14 protein-coding genes are annotated in these 15,965 nt (G+C 61.4%); 9 read left to right on the top strand and 5 right to left on the bottom strand.

Features of this window, described 5'->3' with window-relative positions; genetic code table 11:
* Window positions 1-711: 711 nt before the first annotated feature.
* Both PWJ82_RS02665 and def read right to left on the bottom strand, forming a co-directional pair.
* Window positions 712-1,761: a ChbG/HpnK family deacetylase gene (locus PWJ82_RS02665; RefSeq protein WP_274735191.1), complete on the bottom strand. Its 1,050-nt coding sequence runs from the start codon at window positions 1,759-1,761 to the stop codon at window positions 712-714.
* 69 nt (window positions 1,762-1,830) lie between these two features.
* The gene (def, locus tag PWJ82_RS02660; RefSeq protein WP_016442929.1) at window positions 1,831-2,388 is read right to left on the bottom strand and encodes a peptide deformylase; all 558 of its coding nucleotides are present in this window, start codon (window positions 2,386-2,388) and stop codon (window positions 1,831-1,833) included.
* Between the two features lie 184 nt (window positions 2,389-2,572).
* Between def and PWJ82_RS02655 the strand changes: the two genes are divergently transcribed.
* Window positions 2,573-3,781: a glycosyltransferase family 4 protein gene (locus PWJ82_RS02655; RefSeq protein WP_274735190.1), complete on the top strand. Its 1,209-nt coding sequence runs from the start codon at window positions 2,573-2,575 to the stop codon at window positions 3,779-3,781.
* Window positions 3,782-3,788: 7 nt separating this feature from the next.
* Here PWJ82_RS02655 and PWJ82_RS02650 read toward each other — a convergent pair whose 3' ends face one another.
* Complete coding sequence (locus PWJ82_RS02650) at window positions 3,789-4,550, bottom strand: IclR family transcriptional regulator (RefSeq protein ID WP_051107003.1); 762 nt, start codon at window positions 4,548-4,550, stop codon at window positions 3,789-3,791.
* A gap of 299 nt (window positions 4,551-4,849) precedes the next feature.
* Here PWJ82_RS02650 and leuC point away from each other — a divergent pair, with 299 nt between their 5' ends.
* From leuC to murA, 3 genes are all read left to right on the top strand, one after another.
* Window positions 4,850-6,325 carry a 3-isopropylmalate dehydratase large subunit gene (leuC, locus tag PWJ82_RS02645; protein ID WP_274735187.1) on the top strand — a complete coding sequence of 492 codons (1,476 nt, stop codon included), beginning with the start codon at window positions 4,850-4,852 and terminating at the stop codon, window positions 6,323-6,325.
* Between the two features lie 20 nt (window positions 6,326-6,345).
* Entirely contained in the window at window positions 6,346-6,996 is a 651-nt protein-coding gene (leuD, locus tag PWJ82_RS02640) for a 3-isopropylmalate dehydratase small subunit (protein WP_274735186.1), read from the top strand.
* An 89-nt stretch (window positions 6,997-7,085) separates the two neighbouring features.
* Window positions 7,086-8,411 carry a UDP-N-acetylglucosamine 1-carboxyvinyltransferase gene (murA, locus tag PWJ82_RS02635; protein WP_274735184.1) on the top strand — a complete coding sequence of 442 codons (1,326 nt, stop codon included), beginning with the start codon at window positions 7,086-7,088 and terminating at the stop codon, window positions 8,409-8,411.
* An 85-nt stretch (window positions 8,412-8,496) separates the two neighbouring features.
* Here murA and PWJ82_RS02630 read toward each other — a convergent pair whose 3' ends face one another.
* Window positions 8,497-9,138 carry an AMIN-like domain-containing (lipo)protein gene (locus PWJ82_RS02630; RefSeq protein ID WP_274735182.1) on the bottom strand — a complete coding sequence of 214 codons (642 nt, stop codon included), beginning with the start codon at window positions 9,136-9,138 and terminating at the stop codon, window positions 8,497-8,499.
* A gap of 96 nt (window positions 9,139-9,234) precedes the next feature.
* Here PWJ82_RS02630 and PWJ82_RS02625 point away from each other — a divergent pair, with 96 nt between their 5' ends.
* The 3 genes from PWJ82_RS02625 (at window position 9,235) to adhP (ending at window position 12,594) form a co-directional block, all read left to right on the top strand.
* Window positions 9,235-10,317 (top strand): D-alanine--D-alanine ligase family protein, encoded by a 1,083-nt coding sequence (locus PWJ82_RS02625; protein ID WP_274735180.1) that lies wholly within the window; start codon window positions 9,235-9,237, stop codon window positions 10,315-10,317.
* On the top strand, window positions 10,318-11,412 hold the full coding sequence (gene thiL, locus PWJ82_RS02620) for a thiamine-phosphate kinase (RefSeq protein ID WP_274735178.1): 1,095 nt from the start codon (window positions 10,318-10,320) through the stop codon (window positions 11,410-11,412).
* Between the two features lie 165 nt (window positions 11,413-11,577).
* Window positions 11,578-12,594, top strand: a complete 1,017-nt coding sequence (gene adhP / locus PWJ82_RS02615) for an alcohol dehydrogenase AdhP (RefSeq protein WP_016442920.1) — start codon at window positions 11,578-11,580, stop codon at window positions 12,592-12,594.
* Window positions 12,595-12,721: 127 nt separating this feature from the next.
* On the opposite strand, the gene rpmB is transcribed toward adhP, so the two are convergent.
* Window positions 12,722-12,913 carry a 50S ribosomal protein L28 gene (gene rpmB, locus PWJ82_RS02610; RefSeq protein WP_016442917.1) on the bottom strand — a complete coding sequence of 64 codons (192 nt, stop codon included), beginning with the start codon at window positions 12,911-12,913 and terminating at the stop codon, window positions 12,722-12,724.
* 211 nt (window positions 12,914-13,124) lie between these two features.
* Here rpmB and PWJ82_RS02605 point away from each other — a divergent pair, with 211 nt between their 5' ends.
* Both PWJ82_RS02605 and rsmD read left to right on the top strand, forming a co-directional pair.
* Window positions 13,125-15,338, top strand: coding sequence for an ATP-dependent DNA helicase RecG (locus PWJ82_RS02605; protein WP_274735175.1), 2,214 nt, complete (start codon window positions 13,125-13,127; stop codon window positions 15,336-15,338).
* A gap of 3 nt (window positions 15,339-15,341) precedes the next feature.
* Window positions 15,342-15,950 carry a 16S rRNA (guanine(966)-N(2))-methyltransferase RsmD gene (rsmD, locus tag PWJ82_RS02600; RefSeq protein ID WP_016442915.1) on the top strand — a complete coding sequence of 203 codons (609 nt, stop codon included), beginning with the start codon at window positions 15,342-15,344 and terminating at the stop codon, window positions 15,948-15,950.
* The last annotated feature ends 15 nt before the right edge of the window (window positions 15,951-15,965 follow it).

Raw genomic sequence — 15,965 nt, 5'->3', positions numbered from 1 at the left:
TTTGTCAAGCATGCAAGGTTATTGAGGTCGAAAAGCTCAATAACCCGGACTTTCTGTTGGTATAGCAAGGGAAAGTCCGGGTATTAGCAACCATTTCTGTCTATTTACCCGAATGCAGGGAGGTGGAACCGCATGATTATCCGAGGGCGCTATACAAGTGGGTTAATAGATAAAAATAGTTGCTAATGACGGCGTGTCGTTGGCTTGGATCCGGCCCGGAACTACCGTGAACTGCGTCCCGCAAACAAAATGTGCGGGAGAGCACCGTTTCGGGGCGGTTTTGTGTCTCTTACGCACATCCTGTGGGAGGCGATGCCCCGGACTCACACTTTGGCTCGCCGTCCCGCCTAGCCGACCGCCGCGCAGGCGAGGACGGTATGTTTTTCCGGGATGTACTTCGCATGTACGACAAGTGCAGTACAGCTCTGAAAACACATACCGCCCCTGCAGGTGCTGGTGTGACTATTGAAGTTGGTGAGATCCATAAGGTTCTCGCGGGAAGGTCGCCGCGTTTGTCCGAAATCAAAGTCACAGCAACGGCAGCCCCGTCCTGAATGCGCACTGTGTGCCCATACGGTTCAAGATGCCCACTTTGACACCTCTACCCACGATTCGCCTGCGATGCGTGGCGGCCCGAATTTTCTGTTGGCGTAGCAAGGAAAAGTCCGGGTGTTAGCGACCATTTCTATCTACTTACCCGCGAAGAGCGCGTTATTTACGCATATCATCAATCACGTTGTGCATAACATCATCGTCAAATCTGGTGTCACTCGCTGCCACGAGCTTACCTTCAACAACTTTCAACGTGGCCTTACTGCCAGCCGACACAGTAGATATCCCTTGCACATCGGCACACCGCGCCCGCGCTACCGCCCGCAAGAATGACGGATCGCGCATGAGCCGGGTTTCCCATTCCCCGCGCCCGGCTCCGCTATCCTCGCGGGCCGGAGTGAATACCACCTGGATTGCCGGACCAGCGCATTCCTCCAAAGCCGAAAGGTAGGCATGGCGTAATTCCCCGTAACTTTCGGCGGGGAACTCGGGTGGGAAGAAAACGACGTCGTCCGGAAGCCGTACCCCAAGAGCATCCGCACGTTCCACACGCCGCGCGTGCGCAGCTACCACATCCGCATCGGTACCGGAGTTCGCGTGCCGCGCCGAACCTTCTCCGGCCCCTGCACCCAGATCCGCCAGGTACCGCGAAGCGGCCAGGAGCGGATCACCCCGGCGCGCGTAACGCAGCGGCACCCCAACGCGCCCGCAAAACTCCAGGGCGCAATCAATAACCAGGCCGCGCCCGCGAAAATCGCGACCGTAGCGGGGGCCAGCAATACCCGCGGGGCGATAGCCACGGTCCTCCATCCAGGAGAATTGCGCGGCCAATTCCGTGAGGATGTCTGCACGCTCGAGTTGCGGGGGACCGGTGCTTTCTTCCGCGGAAAGGTAGCGCCCGCCGCGGTCCGTCAAACTTGAGGCGTGCGCGGCGACGGCGCGCCACGGAGCCCCGGGCCCCTGCGAGCTAATGGCGAAACCCAGCAAAATCCGCCCCGGATCAATGCCGACGGCCGCCAAAGCCCGCAGGGCGTGATCCGCCGCGGGGGCAGCAACTAGGAGGGTTGCACAGGTGGCATGCCCGCGTTCGAGCATCTCGATAATGAGGTTATTCAGGGCACGATTGCGCCCCAGCCCATCCGCGCACACCGCGACGGTGCGGGCCGAAGAGCTGGGATGGGATGCAATCATGTCGCCAAAAATATCCATCTCACGTTACCGAAATATGAACAAAAAATGAATGGGAGTCCGCGCGGCGGCTACGCGGGACCGAAAGCGCTAGTATTCGAGGTTGTCGCGCCCGGGCAGCCAGGTATTCCCCTTTTTGCCCCAGCCGTGCTCACGCTTGGCACGTTTCGCTGCGGCTTCCTCGCGCCCCGTGAGCCGATCCACGTACAAATGACCGGTGAGGTGGTCATATTCATGCTGGAGAATGCGCGCGAACCACCCGGTTGCCTCGATTTCGTAATGCTCGCCCTTTTCGTTTTGCGCCCGCAGCAAAGCGCGCGGGGAGCGCGCCAGGGGATACTGTTCGCCGGGGAAGGACAGGCACCCTTCTTCGAAAGGCTCTTCATCCGGATTCACAGGTTCAATAAACAGCGTGGGATTAATAGCGACGCCGCGCTCGGGAGCCTCATCCTGATCGGCATAGACCCACACAAAAATCTGTTTGCCAATACCGACCTGCGGCCCGGCCAGCCCCACCCCGGGAGCCGCCACCGTGGTCTCATACATATCTTCGACCAACTGTGCCAGTTCCTCGTTAAATTCCGTAATGGGCTCGGCCGGCCGATGCAGAACGGGATCGCCGGTGATGTAGATAGGAAGAATAGCCATGCTTTAGTTTAAGGCCCGGGCACGCCCAGGCAAAGAGCATTCCGTTCCGGGTGCTTTTTCTGTCAGATGCGGGCGCTAAGCTGACGCTAGGAAAAAGAACGACGGCGCACCTACCCGCCGGGGGTGGGATGCTCCATCAATGGAACTCCTCCGTGGGGTATCTTCCGTAAGAAAGTGAGGGCTTATGCGCATCGCGCTTGTCTCGGATTGCTTCCTCCCGCGCCTGGGCGGGATCGAAGCTCAAACCCGTGATCTTGCCCTAGCCTTGCGGGATGCCGGCCACCGGGTGCTGGTTATCACCGCCACCCCGCGCGATACCCCTCCGGATCCCGGGATCCCAGCGGATCGGGATATTGTGGCGGGTATTCCCGTCCAGCGCATTACTTCAGCACTCTTCGGTCATCTCCCGGTATCCCCGGGGCACGGTGCCCAGTTGCGTGCTTCCATGCGCGGTGCGGATGTGGTGCATATTCAAGCGGGGGTGGTTTCGCCTTTTGCCTGGGCGGCCATGCGCATCGCCGCGGCGGAAGGTATCCCCACTACTGTGACCTGGCACTGCGTATTGGATCCGGTGGAAAAGCTACTTGCCCCGCTGCGCTGGGTTACCGCGCGTGGCGTCGTCCATAACGCGGTATCCACGTGGGTGGCCGGGCAGGTACACCGGGCGGTGGGTGGTGACGTAAAAGTTATTCCCAACGGTGTGGATCTGGGGGAGTGGCGCACGGTTGCTGCCTATCGCCTCGGGCATCGGGGTACTTCGGCTGCCTCACGTACTCTCGGGGTAGCTGGTGCTGGCGGGGTTCCAGGCCTGGCGAATCGGCCGGGTGTCCCAGTGGAGGTTGTGGCCGCACGGCGCCTGGCTCCGCGTAAACGCAATGCTGCCCTCATTGACTGCGTGGCCGGAGCACGCCAGCTTACCGGGCGGGATATCCACCTCACCATTTACGGGGATGGCCCGCTACGCTCCCAATTGGAACGGCGCGGGCGTTCGCGCGGGAACCCGGGTCCCGGGGGAAGCTGGCTTCATCTTCCCGGCCGCACGGATCGGGCCGGACTCATGGATGCCTACCGGCACGCGGATATTTATCTCACCAGTTCACGCCGCGAAGCCTTCGGGATTGCCACCCTGGAAGCGCGAGCGGCCGGGCTGCCCATTATTTCTCCGGCCGGTACCGGAGCTGATGATTTCCTTGAGGACGGGCGCTCGGCACTCCTGGCAGAAACAGATGCGGATATGATCGCGCAGTTGGCCCGCCTGGTAGAAGATACCGCGCTGCGCACCCGCATGGCTCACCATAATGCGAGCGTGGCGCCCGGATACGGTTGGGAGGAGGTGGTTCCTTTGGTCCTTGCAGAATATGACCGGGCCATTCGGAACAGTAGTGGGTGGTAGTCCTCGACTACTCGCTAATGCCCTCGGTTGTTTGAAGAACGTCGGTGAGGCGCCCGGCGGCGGCCACCACCGCTGCCGAATGTACCCGCCCGGGCTGGCGGCCCATCCGCTCCAGCGGCCCAGAAATGGATACCGCTGCAATAACCCGGCCGCTCGGCCCGCGTACCGGTGCGGAGATAGAAGCCACACCGGCTTCGCGTTCACCCACGCTTTGCGCCCAACCACGCCGACGCACCGCGGAAAGATTCGTGGCCGTAAAGGAAGCGCCCTGCAAACCGCGATGCAATTGATCGGGCTCCTCCCATGCGAGTAACACCTGCGCTGCCGAGCCTGCCTTCATCGAGAGGGAAGCGCCCACCGGGATGGAATCGCGCAGACCCATGGTTCGTTCGGCATTCGCCACGCAAATGCGCTGGTCGCCCTGGCGGCGGTAGAGCTGAGAAGATTCCCCGGTATGGTCACGCAGCGCGATAAGCACGGGATTCGCCGCGGCGATGAGTCTGTCTTCACCGGTGGCGGAGGAGAGTTCACCCAGGCGCGGCCCCAAAGAAAAACGCCCTTCGTTATCGCGGGAAACGAAACGGTGGTATTCCAGTGCGACGGCCAGTCGATGCGCCGTCGGCCGTGCTAAATGGGTAGCGGTCACCAGTTGCGCTAATGTTTGCGGGCCCGCCTCGAGAGCATCGAGCACGGCGGCAGCCTTATCGAGAACGCCCACACCACTTCCCTCCGGGGCGGGCGCAGGCTGAGCGTGAGGAGAATCAACCATACCGAAATTTTCTCATCTCAATAAGTGAGATGCAAATGTCCACACTGTGGTGCCGCGCGCAGTGCCGTGGCTTCTGCGTGCATTGCTAAAACTTCCCCGGACCACTTCGAGACTCCGGAGCCGCCGCGTTACAGCAGCGTAATGTCCATATTATGAGACTTTTATCTTGCCATGTGGACTAGGTTCGGTACAGTGGTCCGCGGACCACCACAACCGATCACCGTTGGAAAAGTAGAAAAGCAGAAAAGTAACAGCAAGAAGAACCCGGGAAGATACCCGAGGAGGAGGGGAGGGCCGGGATGGGGCGCACACTCGCGGATAAGATCTGGGATGCCCATCTGGTGCGGCGTGGCGAGGAAGGAACGCCCGACCTTCTCTACATTGATCTGCATCTCATCCACGAAGTAACCAGCCCGCAGGCCTTTGACGGATTGCGCCTGGAAGGGCGGCCAGTGCGCTGCCCGGACCGCACCGTTGCCACGGAGGACCACAACGTTCCCACCATTGACATTGATCGTCCCATCGCGAATACCACTTCGCGCAAACAGGTGGAAGCGCTGCGTGCTAACGTCGCGGAGTTCGGCATCCCCATTTATTCGCTAGGACACGCGGATCAGGGAATTGTCCACGCGGTTGGCCCGCAGCTGGGCCTGACCCAACCGGGTATGACGATTGTGTGCGGGGACTCTCATACCTCGACCCACGGTGCTTTCGGCTCCATCGGGATTGGTATTGGCACCTCGGAAGTTGAGCACGTCCTCGCCACCCAAACCCTGCCCCTCCAGCGTTTCAAAAATATGGCCATTACCGTCAACGGCACCCTGCGGGAAGGAACAACGGCGAAGGACATCATCCTCGCTGTTATCGCCAAGATCGGAACTAACGGAGCGTCCGGGCACATTATCGAATACCGCGGGGAGGCAATCCGGGCACTGTCCATGGAAGCACGTATGACGATCTGCAATATGTCCATTGAGGCTGGGGCGCGCGCCGGGCTGGTAGCCCCGGACGCCACCACGGTGGATTATGTGCGCGGGCGCCCGCACGCCCCGCGGGAGGATGCCTGGGATGCCGCGGTAGCATACTGGTCCACTCTCTACACCGATCCGGACGCGCTTTTCGATACCGAAGTTGTTCTTGAAGCCTCTGAAATTGAGCCCATTGTCACCTGGGGCACGAATCCTGGACAAGGGGTGCCGCTGTCCGGCGTCGTTCCTTATCCGGAAACACTTCCGGAAGAAAAAGAGCGCCAAGCCGCGCGTGAAGCCCTCGCATATATGGATCTGCGGCCGGGCACGCCCATGCGTGATATTCACGTGGATACCGTCTTTATCGGTTCGTGCACGAACGGACGTATTGAAGATCTGCGCTCGGTGGCCGCGGTGTGGCGCGGGCGCCACAAAGCCAAAGACCTGCGCGTCATGATCGTGCCGGCTTCGGCGCGGGTGCGCCTCCAAGCAGAAGCCGAAGGACTGGATGAAGTTTTCCGGGCTTTCGGTGCCGAGTGGCGCAATGCGGGCTGTTCCATGTGTCTGGGGATGAATCCTGACCAGCTCACATTTGGCGAGCGCTGCGCCTCGACGTCAAATCGTAATTTTCGCGGCCGGCAGGGCCCGGGCGGGCGCACCCACCTCGTTTCCCCGCTGGTGGCCGCCGCCACCGCGGTCACCGGCCATATTTCCCATCCTGCGGATCTCGCCCCGGTCGCGGGTGCGGGTACCCTACCGGCCGCAGTCCGCGCTGTACCGGCCGTGGGCCGCGCCGCCCGCTCGTAGAATGTAGAAAGAACAGACCCGTGGAAATTTTCACCCAGCACACCGGTATCGGAGTTCCCTTGCGCGAAACCGAGGTGGATACCGATCAGATCCTGCCCGCTCGCTACCTCAAACGCATCACCAAAAGCGGTTACGAGGACGCACTCTTCCACGAACGGCGCAAAGACCCCGGTTTTATTCTCAACCAAGTCCCGTACGCGGCCGGTTCAATTCTGGTTGCCGGGCGGGATTTCGGTACCGGTTCTTCACGTGAACATGCCGTGTGGGCGCTGCGCGATTACGGTTTCCGCGCTGTTCTCAGCCCGAGGTTCGGTGATATTTTCCGCGGCAATATGGGGAAACAGGGCCTGGTTGCGGGGAAAATTAGCGACGACGCCGCCACGAGGCTGTGGGAACTTTTGGAAGAAAAGCCGGGCCGGGAGCTGACCGTTGACCTGGAGGCCGGTGAGGTGCGCTGCGCGGATGCCACCTTCCCCTTTGAGATCGATTCGTATACCCGCTGGCGTCTCATGGAAGGCCTGGATGATATTGCCCTGACTTTGCGTGATATCTCCCTCATCGAGGAATACGAAGCCCATCAGCCGGGTTTTACTCCGCGTACCCTGCCGCAGCGGCACCTTCCCGAGGTGCCAGTACGTTCGGCGCGCCTGGCCCCCGATTCGCAGGCATAGCGCCACCCGGATATCCTCATAACTCCGGAAATCGGCCGCGGGCCGGTATGCTGGCTGGGTACCTGTGACACGCGAGAAAGGCGGAGAGTATGGTGTCCCAACTTGTGGTTCGCGGAGGAGTCCCCCTGAGCGGTGAGATTACTGTGCGCGGCGCAAAGAATTTTGTGTCGAAATCCATGGTTGCTTCCCTGCTCACCAAAGAAACATCCGTGCTGCGCAATGTGCCGCAAATCCGTGACGTTACCGTGGTCTCGGAGCTGCTCGGCCTGCACGGCGTGGCGGTCAATTACCAGCCGGAAGCCGGTACCGTGGAAATCACCCCCGGTGATATTCACCTGCCCCACGATCCGCACGAAGTGAATGCCCTGGCCGGTTCCTCACGTATCCCCATTCTTTTTGCGGGCCCGCTGCTGCACCGCCTGGGCGAGGCGTATATTCCGGACCTGGGCGGGTGTCATATCGGCTCGCGCCCTGTGGACTTCCATCTGCGTGTCCTGGAAGAATTCGGTGCCAAGCGCGTCCAAGAAGAAGCAGGAATGCACTTGGTGGCACCCAAGGGCTTGCGGGCCAAGCCGGTGCGCCTGCCCTATCCCTCGGTAGGGGCCACCGAACAAACCCTTCTTACCGCGGTGATGGCGGAGGGCGTGACGGAGCTGTCCAATGCCGCGGTGGAACCCGAGATCATGGATCTCATAGCGGTACTCCAGAAAATGGGTGCGATTATTTCGGTGGATACTGATCGCGTTATCCGCGTGGAAGGCGTGGATGAACTGGTCGGTTACTCCCATACTTCCCTACCTGACCGCATCGAAGCAGGCTCCTGGGCTGCGGCTGCCCTAGCCACCGGCGGGGATATTTTCGTACGTGGGGCCGAACAGCAGTCGATGACTTCCTTCCTCAATCTTTTCCGGAAAGTCGGCGGCAAATTCGATGTGCGCGACCACGGCATCCGCTTCTGGCACCCGGGCGGCGCGCTACAATCCGTATCTTTTGAAACGGATGTGCACCCCGGTTTTATGACCGACTGGCAGCAGCCGCTCGTCGTCGCGCTTACCCAGGCTGAAGGTATGTCCATCGTCCACGAAACCGTCTACGAAAACCGTTTCGGCTTCACCGAAGCGCTGCGGGATATGGGTGCCAATATCCAGACCTACCGCGAATGCTTGGGCGGGCACGAATGCCGTTTCGGGCAGCGTAACTTCTACCACTCGGCTGTCATCCAAGGGCCTACCCCGCTGCGGGCCACCGATATTGTGGTTCCTGATCTGCGTGGGGGATTCTCCCACCTCATTGCCGCGCTGGCAGCCGAAGGGGAATCCCGGGTATCCGGGGTGGATATTATCGATCGCGGATACGAAAAGTTCCTGGATAAACTCCAGGCCCTGGGTGCGGATGTTACGCCCCTGGATAACTAAGGGAGCCGCGGCGCATCGTTAAATAAGCACGGCCTGGTAGTACATAACTACCAGGCCGTTCCTTAGTTTTACCTATTCAAAGGTATTAGTTATTGGCAACGTCAATAACGACCCGTTTGGGGCTCTCCAGTACCTGAACCCGGTAGGGACGGTCCTTATCCAGCCCGATATGGATCTGGTGCATGCCTTCAAAAGCATGTTCCACATGAACACCCTGGATCACTTTCGCACCCCCGAGGTTTGGAACGGAGAGATCTGCGGCTTGAGCAGGATCTTCTGGGTAGGTCACCCCGGAAATGCTCAGGGTAAGGAAACGCTTGCCCGGAATATCTAAGGGGCGCCCGGAACCGTCCTGAATGGCTTCATCACCGAAGAAACTGAACCATTCCAGATCGGCGTCGCTGTCATATTCCACGACCACGCGATCCCAACCTTCGTGGCCGGCCACCCGAACCGCGGTAGGAACCGCGGAGTTTTCAGTGAGCTTGGGATAGTTCGGGGACTGTGAGTCACCTTCAATAAAACCTTTGAGGGAGGCTTGCGCATCCTTGGGCGTGAGGCTGGGCGACTGGCTCACCGCCGGAGCCGAAGCTGAGGCAGTCGGGGTGGCGGGGGCGGTGGAAGCATCGCTAGCTGCGGCACCTTTTCCGGGTGCGGAACAACCGGCCAGCGCGAGGGCGGCACTGCCCGCTAGCAGGACAAATAACTTCGCTGTGTTCTGTGTCATATGTTTACTGTAGTAGGCCGCGCCCGGGTTTGTCACCTTGCCGCGCGGCCTGGCGTACTACCCTGGGTACAGCACTGAGTAGAAAGGTGTCCATTCGTGGCCACACATCACGTCGCCCTCATCTACGGGGGTGTGTCCGGAGAACACTCCGTCTCTTGCCTGACCGCAGCTTCCGTTCTGGGAGCCATTGACCCGGAGCGCTACACCGTTATCCCTATCGGAATTACCTCCGAAGGAATCTGGGTTCCCATGAGCACGGAGGAGGTGGCAGCCGGCGCGGAGGTGCGGTATCGCGGGAAGCGCGTGCTAGCGGATTTCGGCCCCGGAGGCGGTTTTGTGGTGCGCGGGGAGGACGGTAGCTCACGCAGTCTCGGTGCTATCGACGTCGCCTTCCCGCTGCTCCACGGCCCCTTTGGTGAGGATGGCACCATCCAGGGAACTTTCGAAATGATGGGTATTCCCTACGTGGGCTGCGGAGTTTTCGCCTCCGCTGCGGCTATGGATAAGCACTATATGAAACTGGTGCTGGAATCAGCCGGGCTTCCGGTTGCTCCCTACGTGCTCGTGGAACCGCAGCGCTGGAAGGCCGATCCCGATGGGGTGCGCGCGGACGTTGCTGAACGTTTACAACTTCCCGTTTACGTCAAACCAGCTCGTGCCGGATCTTCGCTGGGGATAACGCGGGTGGCTGAGCTTTCACAGCTCGATGCCGCCATTGCCACAGCGCGCGCCGTCGATCCTAAAGTTATTGTGGAAACCGGGATCCCGGGCCGTGAAATTGAGTGTGCCGTGCTCGGCGGGCGCGACGGGGCCGCGCCACGGGCCTCCGTGCTCGGGGAGATCGTTCTGGACGTGCAATGGTATGACTACGCTACGAAATACGTGGCAACCGAGGGGTTCCATATGGATATTCCCGCGGCGCTCCCGGATGCGGACGCGGAGAAAATGCGGAGCCTGGCGCGGCGCGTTTTCGAAGTCTTCGAATGCGAAGGCATGACGCGCGTGGACTTCTTCTACACCGCCACCGGGGACATGTACGTCAATGAGCACAATACGATTCCAGGGTTTACTGCCGTGTCCATGTACCCCATCCTGTGGGAGAAAACGGGGCTGAGCTATCGTGATCTCATTTCCGAACTTATTGACCTCGCCCTCGCCCGCGGGGTTGGGCTGCGTTAAATGGTGGGCAGTTCCGAACCTCAGCAGCCGAATGCCGGTTCCGGAGGCGGCGCGGCACAGGGTCCCGGGCCACTGGTACGGGATCTGAGCGAAGCTGAGCTCCTCGCGCAGATCGTACCGCTACTCCCGCGCGGAGAAACAACAATCGTTCCCAGCGGGGATGATAGCGCGGTGCTGAGCTTGAGCGACGGCCGGGTCACGGTCTCCACCGATATGCTCGTCGAAGGCGTGCATTTTCGGCGCGACTGGTCCAGCGGGCGCGATGTCGGATGGCGGGTCGCCGCCCAAAATATCGCCGATGCCGTGGCGATGGGGGCGCGGCCACGTTCTCTTGTTGTTGCCATGGAGCTGCCGGGGGATGTTCCGGTGGCCTGGGTAACGGATCTCGCGCGCGGCCTTGCCGAATGTTGCGGCCCGCTCGGGTGTGGGGTCGACGGCGGAGACCTCGTGAGCGGGAGCCATATGGCGATTAGCGCGACCATTCTGGGTGATCTAGAAGGGCGCATCCCGCTGCAACGTTCGGCGGCAGCGCCGGGCCAACCGCTGCTCCACTGCGGAAATCTTGGGCGGGCAGCGGCCGGCTTAGAACTACTCAACCGGGGTTTCGCCCCGGAACGAAGCGCTTTCCCGGATGCCGCCACCCTTCTCATACAGGATTTTCTGCGCCCGCGCCCGCCCGTCACCGAGGTGCTCAGCGCCGTGCGCGCCGGAATGCGCGGGGCACTGATGGATGTTTCTGACGGTCTCATCCGTGACGCCCAACGTATAGCCGCTGCCTCCGGGGTGCACATTGATATTCACTCTGAAACGCTCAGCCGCCACGCCCATGATCTTCTTGATGTGGCGCGGCACCTCGGGCGTTCAGATCCGCTTGAATGGGCCTATGGCTGCGTGCTCACCGGCGGGGAAGACCACGGTTTTCTCGCCACCATGGACGTGAGCCCGGAACGGGCCTGGGGTGCCCGCATTCCGCATCTACCCGAGGGCTTTAGTCTTATCGGGGCAGTGGAAGCCGCGCATCCCGGTGGGTTAGTGACCGTGGACGGGCGTACTTGGACGCAGGGGAGCGGCTGGGATCATTTTCGACACACCTAAATAATTGAACGTGTATATATAAACGGCTAAACTTATTTTTTGCGCGAAATAAGGACGTTCTCCCCTGGAAAATTATGCTGCTGCTCGCAAAAATAGGAAGTGGTGCGAGGACCCGCACCGCTTTAACTGGGAGTAAAGATGCTCCCGCTGAAATAGGAGGAGAAAATGCGAGCAGCGACAGTTCGAGAACCCTCGGACGGCTACGTTGACATTAAGGATGTCGAACTGCGTCCTATCAAAGCCAACGAAGCACTCGTCGATATCGAATACTGCGGCCTGTGCCATACGGATATCCACGTGGCCCTCGGCGATTTCGGCGACGTGCCCGGCCGCATTATCGGCCACGAGGGTGTGGGCGTTGTGGAACAAATTGGTGAAGATGTCACCTCGCTCAAGGTGGGAGATCGCGTCTCGGTTGCCTGGTTCTTCCGCGGCTGTGGTCATTGCGAATACTGCGTAACCGGTGATGAAACCCTGTGTCGGAACGTGGAAAACGCCGGCTACAGCGTTGATGGCGGCATGGCTGAGAAGTGCATCGTCGTGGCAGATTACGCAGTCAAGGTTCCCGAAGGGCTGGATCCGGCCGAAGCTTCGTCCATTACTTGCGCGGGCGTGACCACCTACAAGGCTCTCAAGAATGGCAATATTCGCCCGGGCCAGTGGGTGGCGATTTACGGCGCGGGTGGGCTGGGTAACCTGGCTATCCAGTACGCCAAGAATGTGTTCCGCGCGCGCGTGGTTGCAGTTGATATCAACGATGAGAAGCTGGAATCGGCAAAGAAGGTCGGGGCTGACCTTGTTGTGAATTCCTCGGATATTAACTCCGGGGAATGGATCCAGAAGGAAGTGGGTGGCGTGGATATCGCGGTAGTGACCGCGGTATCGCAGGTTGCTTTCGGCCAGGCGGTGGACGCCATGAAGGCCGCCGGGACCGTGGTGTGCGTGGGACTTCCCAAGGGCACCATTGACCTGAATATTCACCGCACCGTTCTGGATGGCATCAAGGTGGTGGGCTCCCTTGTGGGTACCCGCCAGGATCTGGCCGAAGCCTTTGACTTCGGAGCCCAGGGCCTCGTCAAGCCGATTGTGGCGACCCGTCCGCTCGATGACATCAACGATATGATCGACGAAATGCTGGCTGGCAAGATCGAAGGCCGCATGGTTGTTGATTTCTCCAAGTAGTATCCGTCAAAGTCACCTGACTAGTTAAACGGGAAGGCCGCACATCGCTAAATGAGATGTGCGGCCTTCCTATGCTGGCACCGGCTTACTCACGGGAGCGAGCCAGAACGCAGCGAAGCCACAGTACTTAGGCGGCGCGCTGCACCTTGCCGGCCTTGAGGCACGAGGTGCACACGTTGAGGCGCTTGGGGGCGCCCTTCACAAGCGCGCGAACACGCTGAATATTCGGGTTCCAGCGGCGGCTTGTACGCACGTGCGAGTGCGAGACGCTCTTCCCGAAGCCCGGGTGCTTGCCGCAGACGTCACAAACAGAAGCCACGGTGTTCTCCTTCGGTTGATCATGGATCCGCTCGCGCACCTGCCGCTGTTCGGTAGATACACCTGAGCGCATAGGAAAATTACAACTCCACTAGTATAGCGGTAAGCCGCTTGCTTGCCAAAGGTTCCCTCCGTGGCGTAGGGCACGTGTGGCGGGGGTGGCGGCGTCGTCGTGACAAATATTGCAGAGCGGTAACGGTAATGTGAACGGTATGGACAGTGCGCAGGCGGCGGCACGTACGCGAGGCGGTACCCCGGCCGTGGTATCAGACGGATGGACCGCGCTGAGTGTGCCACTTGAACGCGCTCTCGGCAAACGCAGCGCCACCTCTCTCGCGCGGCTCGGCCTGCATACGGTGGGCGAGCTGCTCTACCACCTCCCCTTCCGTTACGCCCGGCGCGGTGAACTCCTGCCCATTGAACAGGTGCGCGAAGGTGAGGACGTCACCGTGATCGGCCGGGTGGTAGGGGCGGAACTACGGCCTATGCGCGCGCGGCACGGCTTTATTCTTTCCGTTCTTATGACCGACGGCGCCCGCGAACTCAACCTCACCTTTTTCGCGAAGTCACAGCGGGTGCTGGCCTACCACGAACGGCGCCTGCAACCCGGCACGGTCGCGGCATTCTCCGGAACGGTGAGTTCTTATCGCGGCACGCTGCAACTCACGCATCCCGATTACGACCTGGTAGAAGACGAGGGGAGTGTTGACGTGGAACGTTTACGCCGCCCTATCCCCATCTATCATGCCAGCGCTGCGCTGCCCTCCTGGAAAATCGAGCGGGCGGTCAGCACTGTTCTTACCGGGCTGACCAGTGTGGATGTTCCCGATCTGCTCCCCGACGGCTACCGGCACGCCCACGGTCTGCCCACCCGGCTTGAAGCTCTGCGCCGTGCCCACCGCCCGGAGGAGCCCATCAGTGCAGCGCTCGCCCAACTGCCCTTCCGTCACGAAGAAGCCCTCGTGCTCCACACCGTCCTCGCCCGGCGCCGCGCCGCTCGCGCCGCGCATCCCACCAGCGCTTACCCGCCGCGGAGCGGAGGGCTTCTGGATGCTTTCGATGCCCGCCTGCCCTTTGAACTCACCGCCGGGCAGCGCGAGGTTGGCGCAGAAATTGCCGCCGATTTGGCGGGCACCACCCCGATGCAACGTCTCCTCCAAGGAGACGTGGGAAGCGGGAAAACCGTGGTGGCCCTGCGTGCCATGCTCCAGGTGGTCGACGGGGGCGGCCAGGCGGCGCTCCTGGCACCTACCGAAGTTCTGGCTGCCCAGCACGCCCGCAGCGTGCGCGACCTGCTCGGAGATTTGGGCGCGGGCGGGATGCTGGGGGCGGCCGAGCAATCCACCCGAGTGGAACTCCTCACCGGTTCGCTCACCGCCAGTGAGCGTCGCGCCACGCTTGCCCGGATTGCTTCGGGAGAAGCCGGCATTATTATCGGTACCCACGCGCTGCTCTCGGATACCGTCCAGATTCCTTTCCTCGGTCTGGCCGTGGTGGATGAACAGCACCGCTTCGGGGTGGATCAGCGCGATAGCCTCGCGCGCGGCGTCCACACCCTCGTCATGACCGCCACTCCCATCCCGCGCACCGTTGCCATGACGGTTTTCGGAGATATGGCGGTATCTACCCTGCGTGATCTGCCCGGCGGGCGCTCCGGGGTGAGCACCGTCGTCGTTCCAGAAAACCGTGCGAACTGGATCGCGCGTATGTGGTGGCGGGCCCGGGAAGAAATAGCGGGAGGCGGGCGCGTATACGTGCTCGCTCCCCGTATTAGTGAGAACGACGACGCAGCCGCGCCCGCGGAGGACCCGGGCAGTGAAGGCACGTTGGCCACCGTAACTGAACTGGCCGAACGTCTGCGCGCGCTTCCCCAATTCGCGGGAATCCCGGTGGGGGAGATGCACGGGCGGTTGAGCGCGGCTGACAAAGACGCCGCCATGGCAGATTTCGCGGCCGGGCGGGTCCCCGTGCTCGTCTCCACCACCGTCATCGAGGTGGGGGTGGATGTTCCTCAGGCCACCATGATGATTATTATGAATGCTGAACGTTTCGGGCTTTCCCAGCTGCACCAGCTGCGCGGGCGCATCGGGCGCGGGAGCAAAGCCGGTCTGTGCCTGGCGGTGAGCGGCGCCCCGGAAGAGAGCCTGGCCGCTGAGCGTCTCGCGGCTTTCGCCGCCACCACGGACGGCTTCGCGCTGGCTGAGAAGGATGTGGAGCTGCGCTCCGAAGGCGATGTGCTCGGAACTCGGCAGGCGGGAACCACCTCCCACCTGCGTTTCCTCTCTGCGGTGCGCGACGCTGATATTATCGCTACCGCGCGCGCCGCCGCCACTGACCTCGTAGAGCGCGGTGCCGTGGGCGCGGAATTGGAGCGAGCGGCGGACGCATTGGATACCGAGCGAGCCACCTACCTGGAAAGGGGATAAGCAATGACACGTATTGTTGCCGGAACCGCCAAGGGGCATATTCTGCGGGTGCCGAGCTCGGGAACACGCCCCACCTCGGAAAAAGCGCGTGAAGCAGTATTTTCCCGGCTGGATCACCGCGGCTTTATCGCCGATGGGGAAGTGCTCGATCTTTTTGCCGGTTCCGGTGCCCTGGGCCTGGAAGCGAAAAGCCGCGGGGCACGCGCCGTTGTTCTGGTGGAATCGGAAGGGCCGGCGGTCAGTATTATTCGTGACAACGCCGCCCGCGCCCACCTGGATGTGACCGTGGTCCGGATGAAAGCGGAAAAGTACCTCTCCCAGGAACCGAATTATCGTTTTGACGTCGTCTTCGTGGACCCGCCCTATCGTTACACCGAAGCGCAGATTACGAAAGTGCTCGACGGCCTGGCCCCGCACGTAGCCGCGGACGCCGTCGTCGTTGTGGAACGCGATAGTTCCTCACCGGAACCTAGCTGGCCGGAAGGATGGGAACTGGATGATTCGCGCCGTTACGGCACCGCGACGTTGTGGACAGCGCAGCGCAGCGAGAGTGCACAGGGCGCTGAAGCGGCGGTGGACGGCGAGAGCGCGCTGCAGTCGCGCGTCGACTAGGCTGAGCGCCTCAGG

It is taken from the genome of Actinotignum schaalii, assembly GCF_028864145.1.
In the GTDB taxonomy this organism is placed as follows: Bacteria; Actinomycetota; Actinomycetes; order Actinomycetales; family Actinomycetaceae; genus Actinotignum; species Actinotignum schaalii_B.
This window is presented reverse-complemented; position numbering and strand designations above follow the sequence as displayed.

What these genes read in the sequence shown, in the direction of transcription:
- PWJ82_RS02665 (WP_274735191.1), bottom strand. Translation starts at nt 1,761, where the DNA reads ATGGATATTTTTGGCGACATGATTGCATCCCATCCCAGCTCTTCGGCC.
- def (WP_016442929.1), bottom strand. Translation starts at nt 2,388, where the DNA reads ATGGCTATTCTTCCTATCTACATCACCGGCGATCCCGTTCTGCATCGG.
- PWJ82_RS02655 (WP_274735190.1), top strand. Translation starts at nt 2,573, where the DNA reads ATGCGCATCGCGCTTGTCTCGGATTGCTTCCTCCCGCGCCTGGGCGGG.
- PWJ82_RS02650 (WP_051107003.1), bottom strand. Translation starts at nt 4,550, where the DNA reads ATGGTTGATTCTCCTCACGCTCAGCCTGCGCCCGCCCCGGAGGGAAGT.
- leuC (WP_274735187.1), top strand. Translation starts at nt 4,850, where the DNA reads ATGGGGCGCACACTCGCGGATAAGATCTGGGATGCCCATCTGGTGCGG.
- murA (WP_274735184.1), top strand. Translation starts at nt 7,086, where the DNA reads ATGGTGTCCCAACTTGTGGTTCGCGGAGGAGTCCCCCTGAGCGGTGAG.
- PWJ82_RS02630 (WP_274735182.1), bottom strand. Translation starts at nt 9,138, where the DNA reads ATGACACAGAACACAGCGAAGTTATTTGTCCTGCTAGCGGGCAGTGCC.
- thiL (WP_274735178.1), top strand. Translation starts at nt 10,318, where the DNA reads ATGGTGGGCAGTTCCGAACCTCAGCAGCCGAATGCCGGTTCCGGAGGC.
- adhP (WP_016442920.1), top strand. Translation starts at nt 11,578, where the DNA reads ATGCGAGCAGCGACAGTTCGAGAACCCTCGGACGGCTACGTTGACATT.
- PWJ82_RS02605 (WP_274735175.1), top strand. Translation starts at nt 13,125, where the DNA reads ATGGACAGTGCGCAGGCGGCGGCACGTACGCGAGGCGGTACCCCGGCC.
- rsmD (WP_016442915.1), top strand. Translation starts at nt 15,342, where the DNA reads ATGACACGTATTGTTGCCGGAACCGCCAAGGGGCATATTCTGCGGGTG.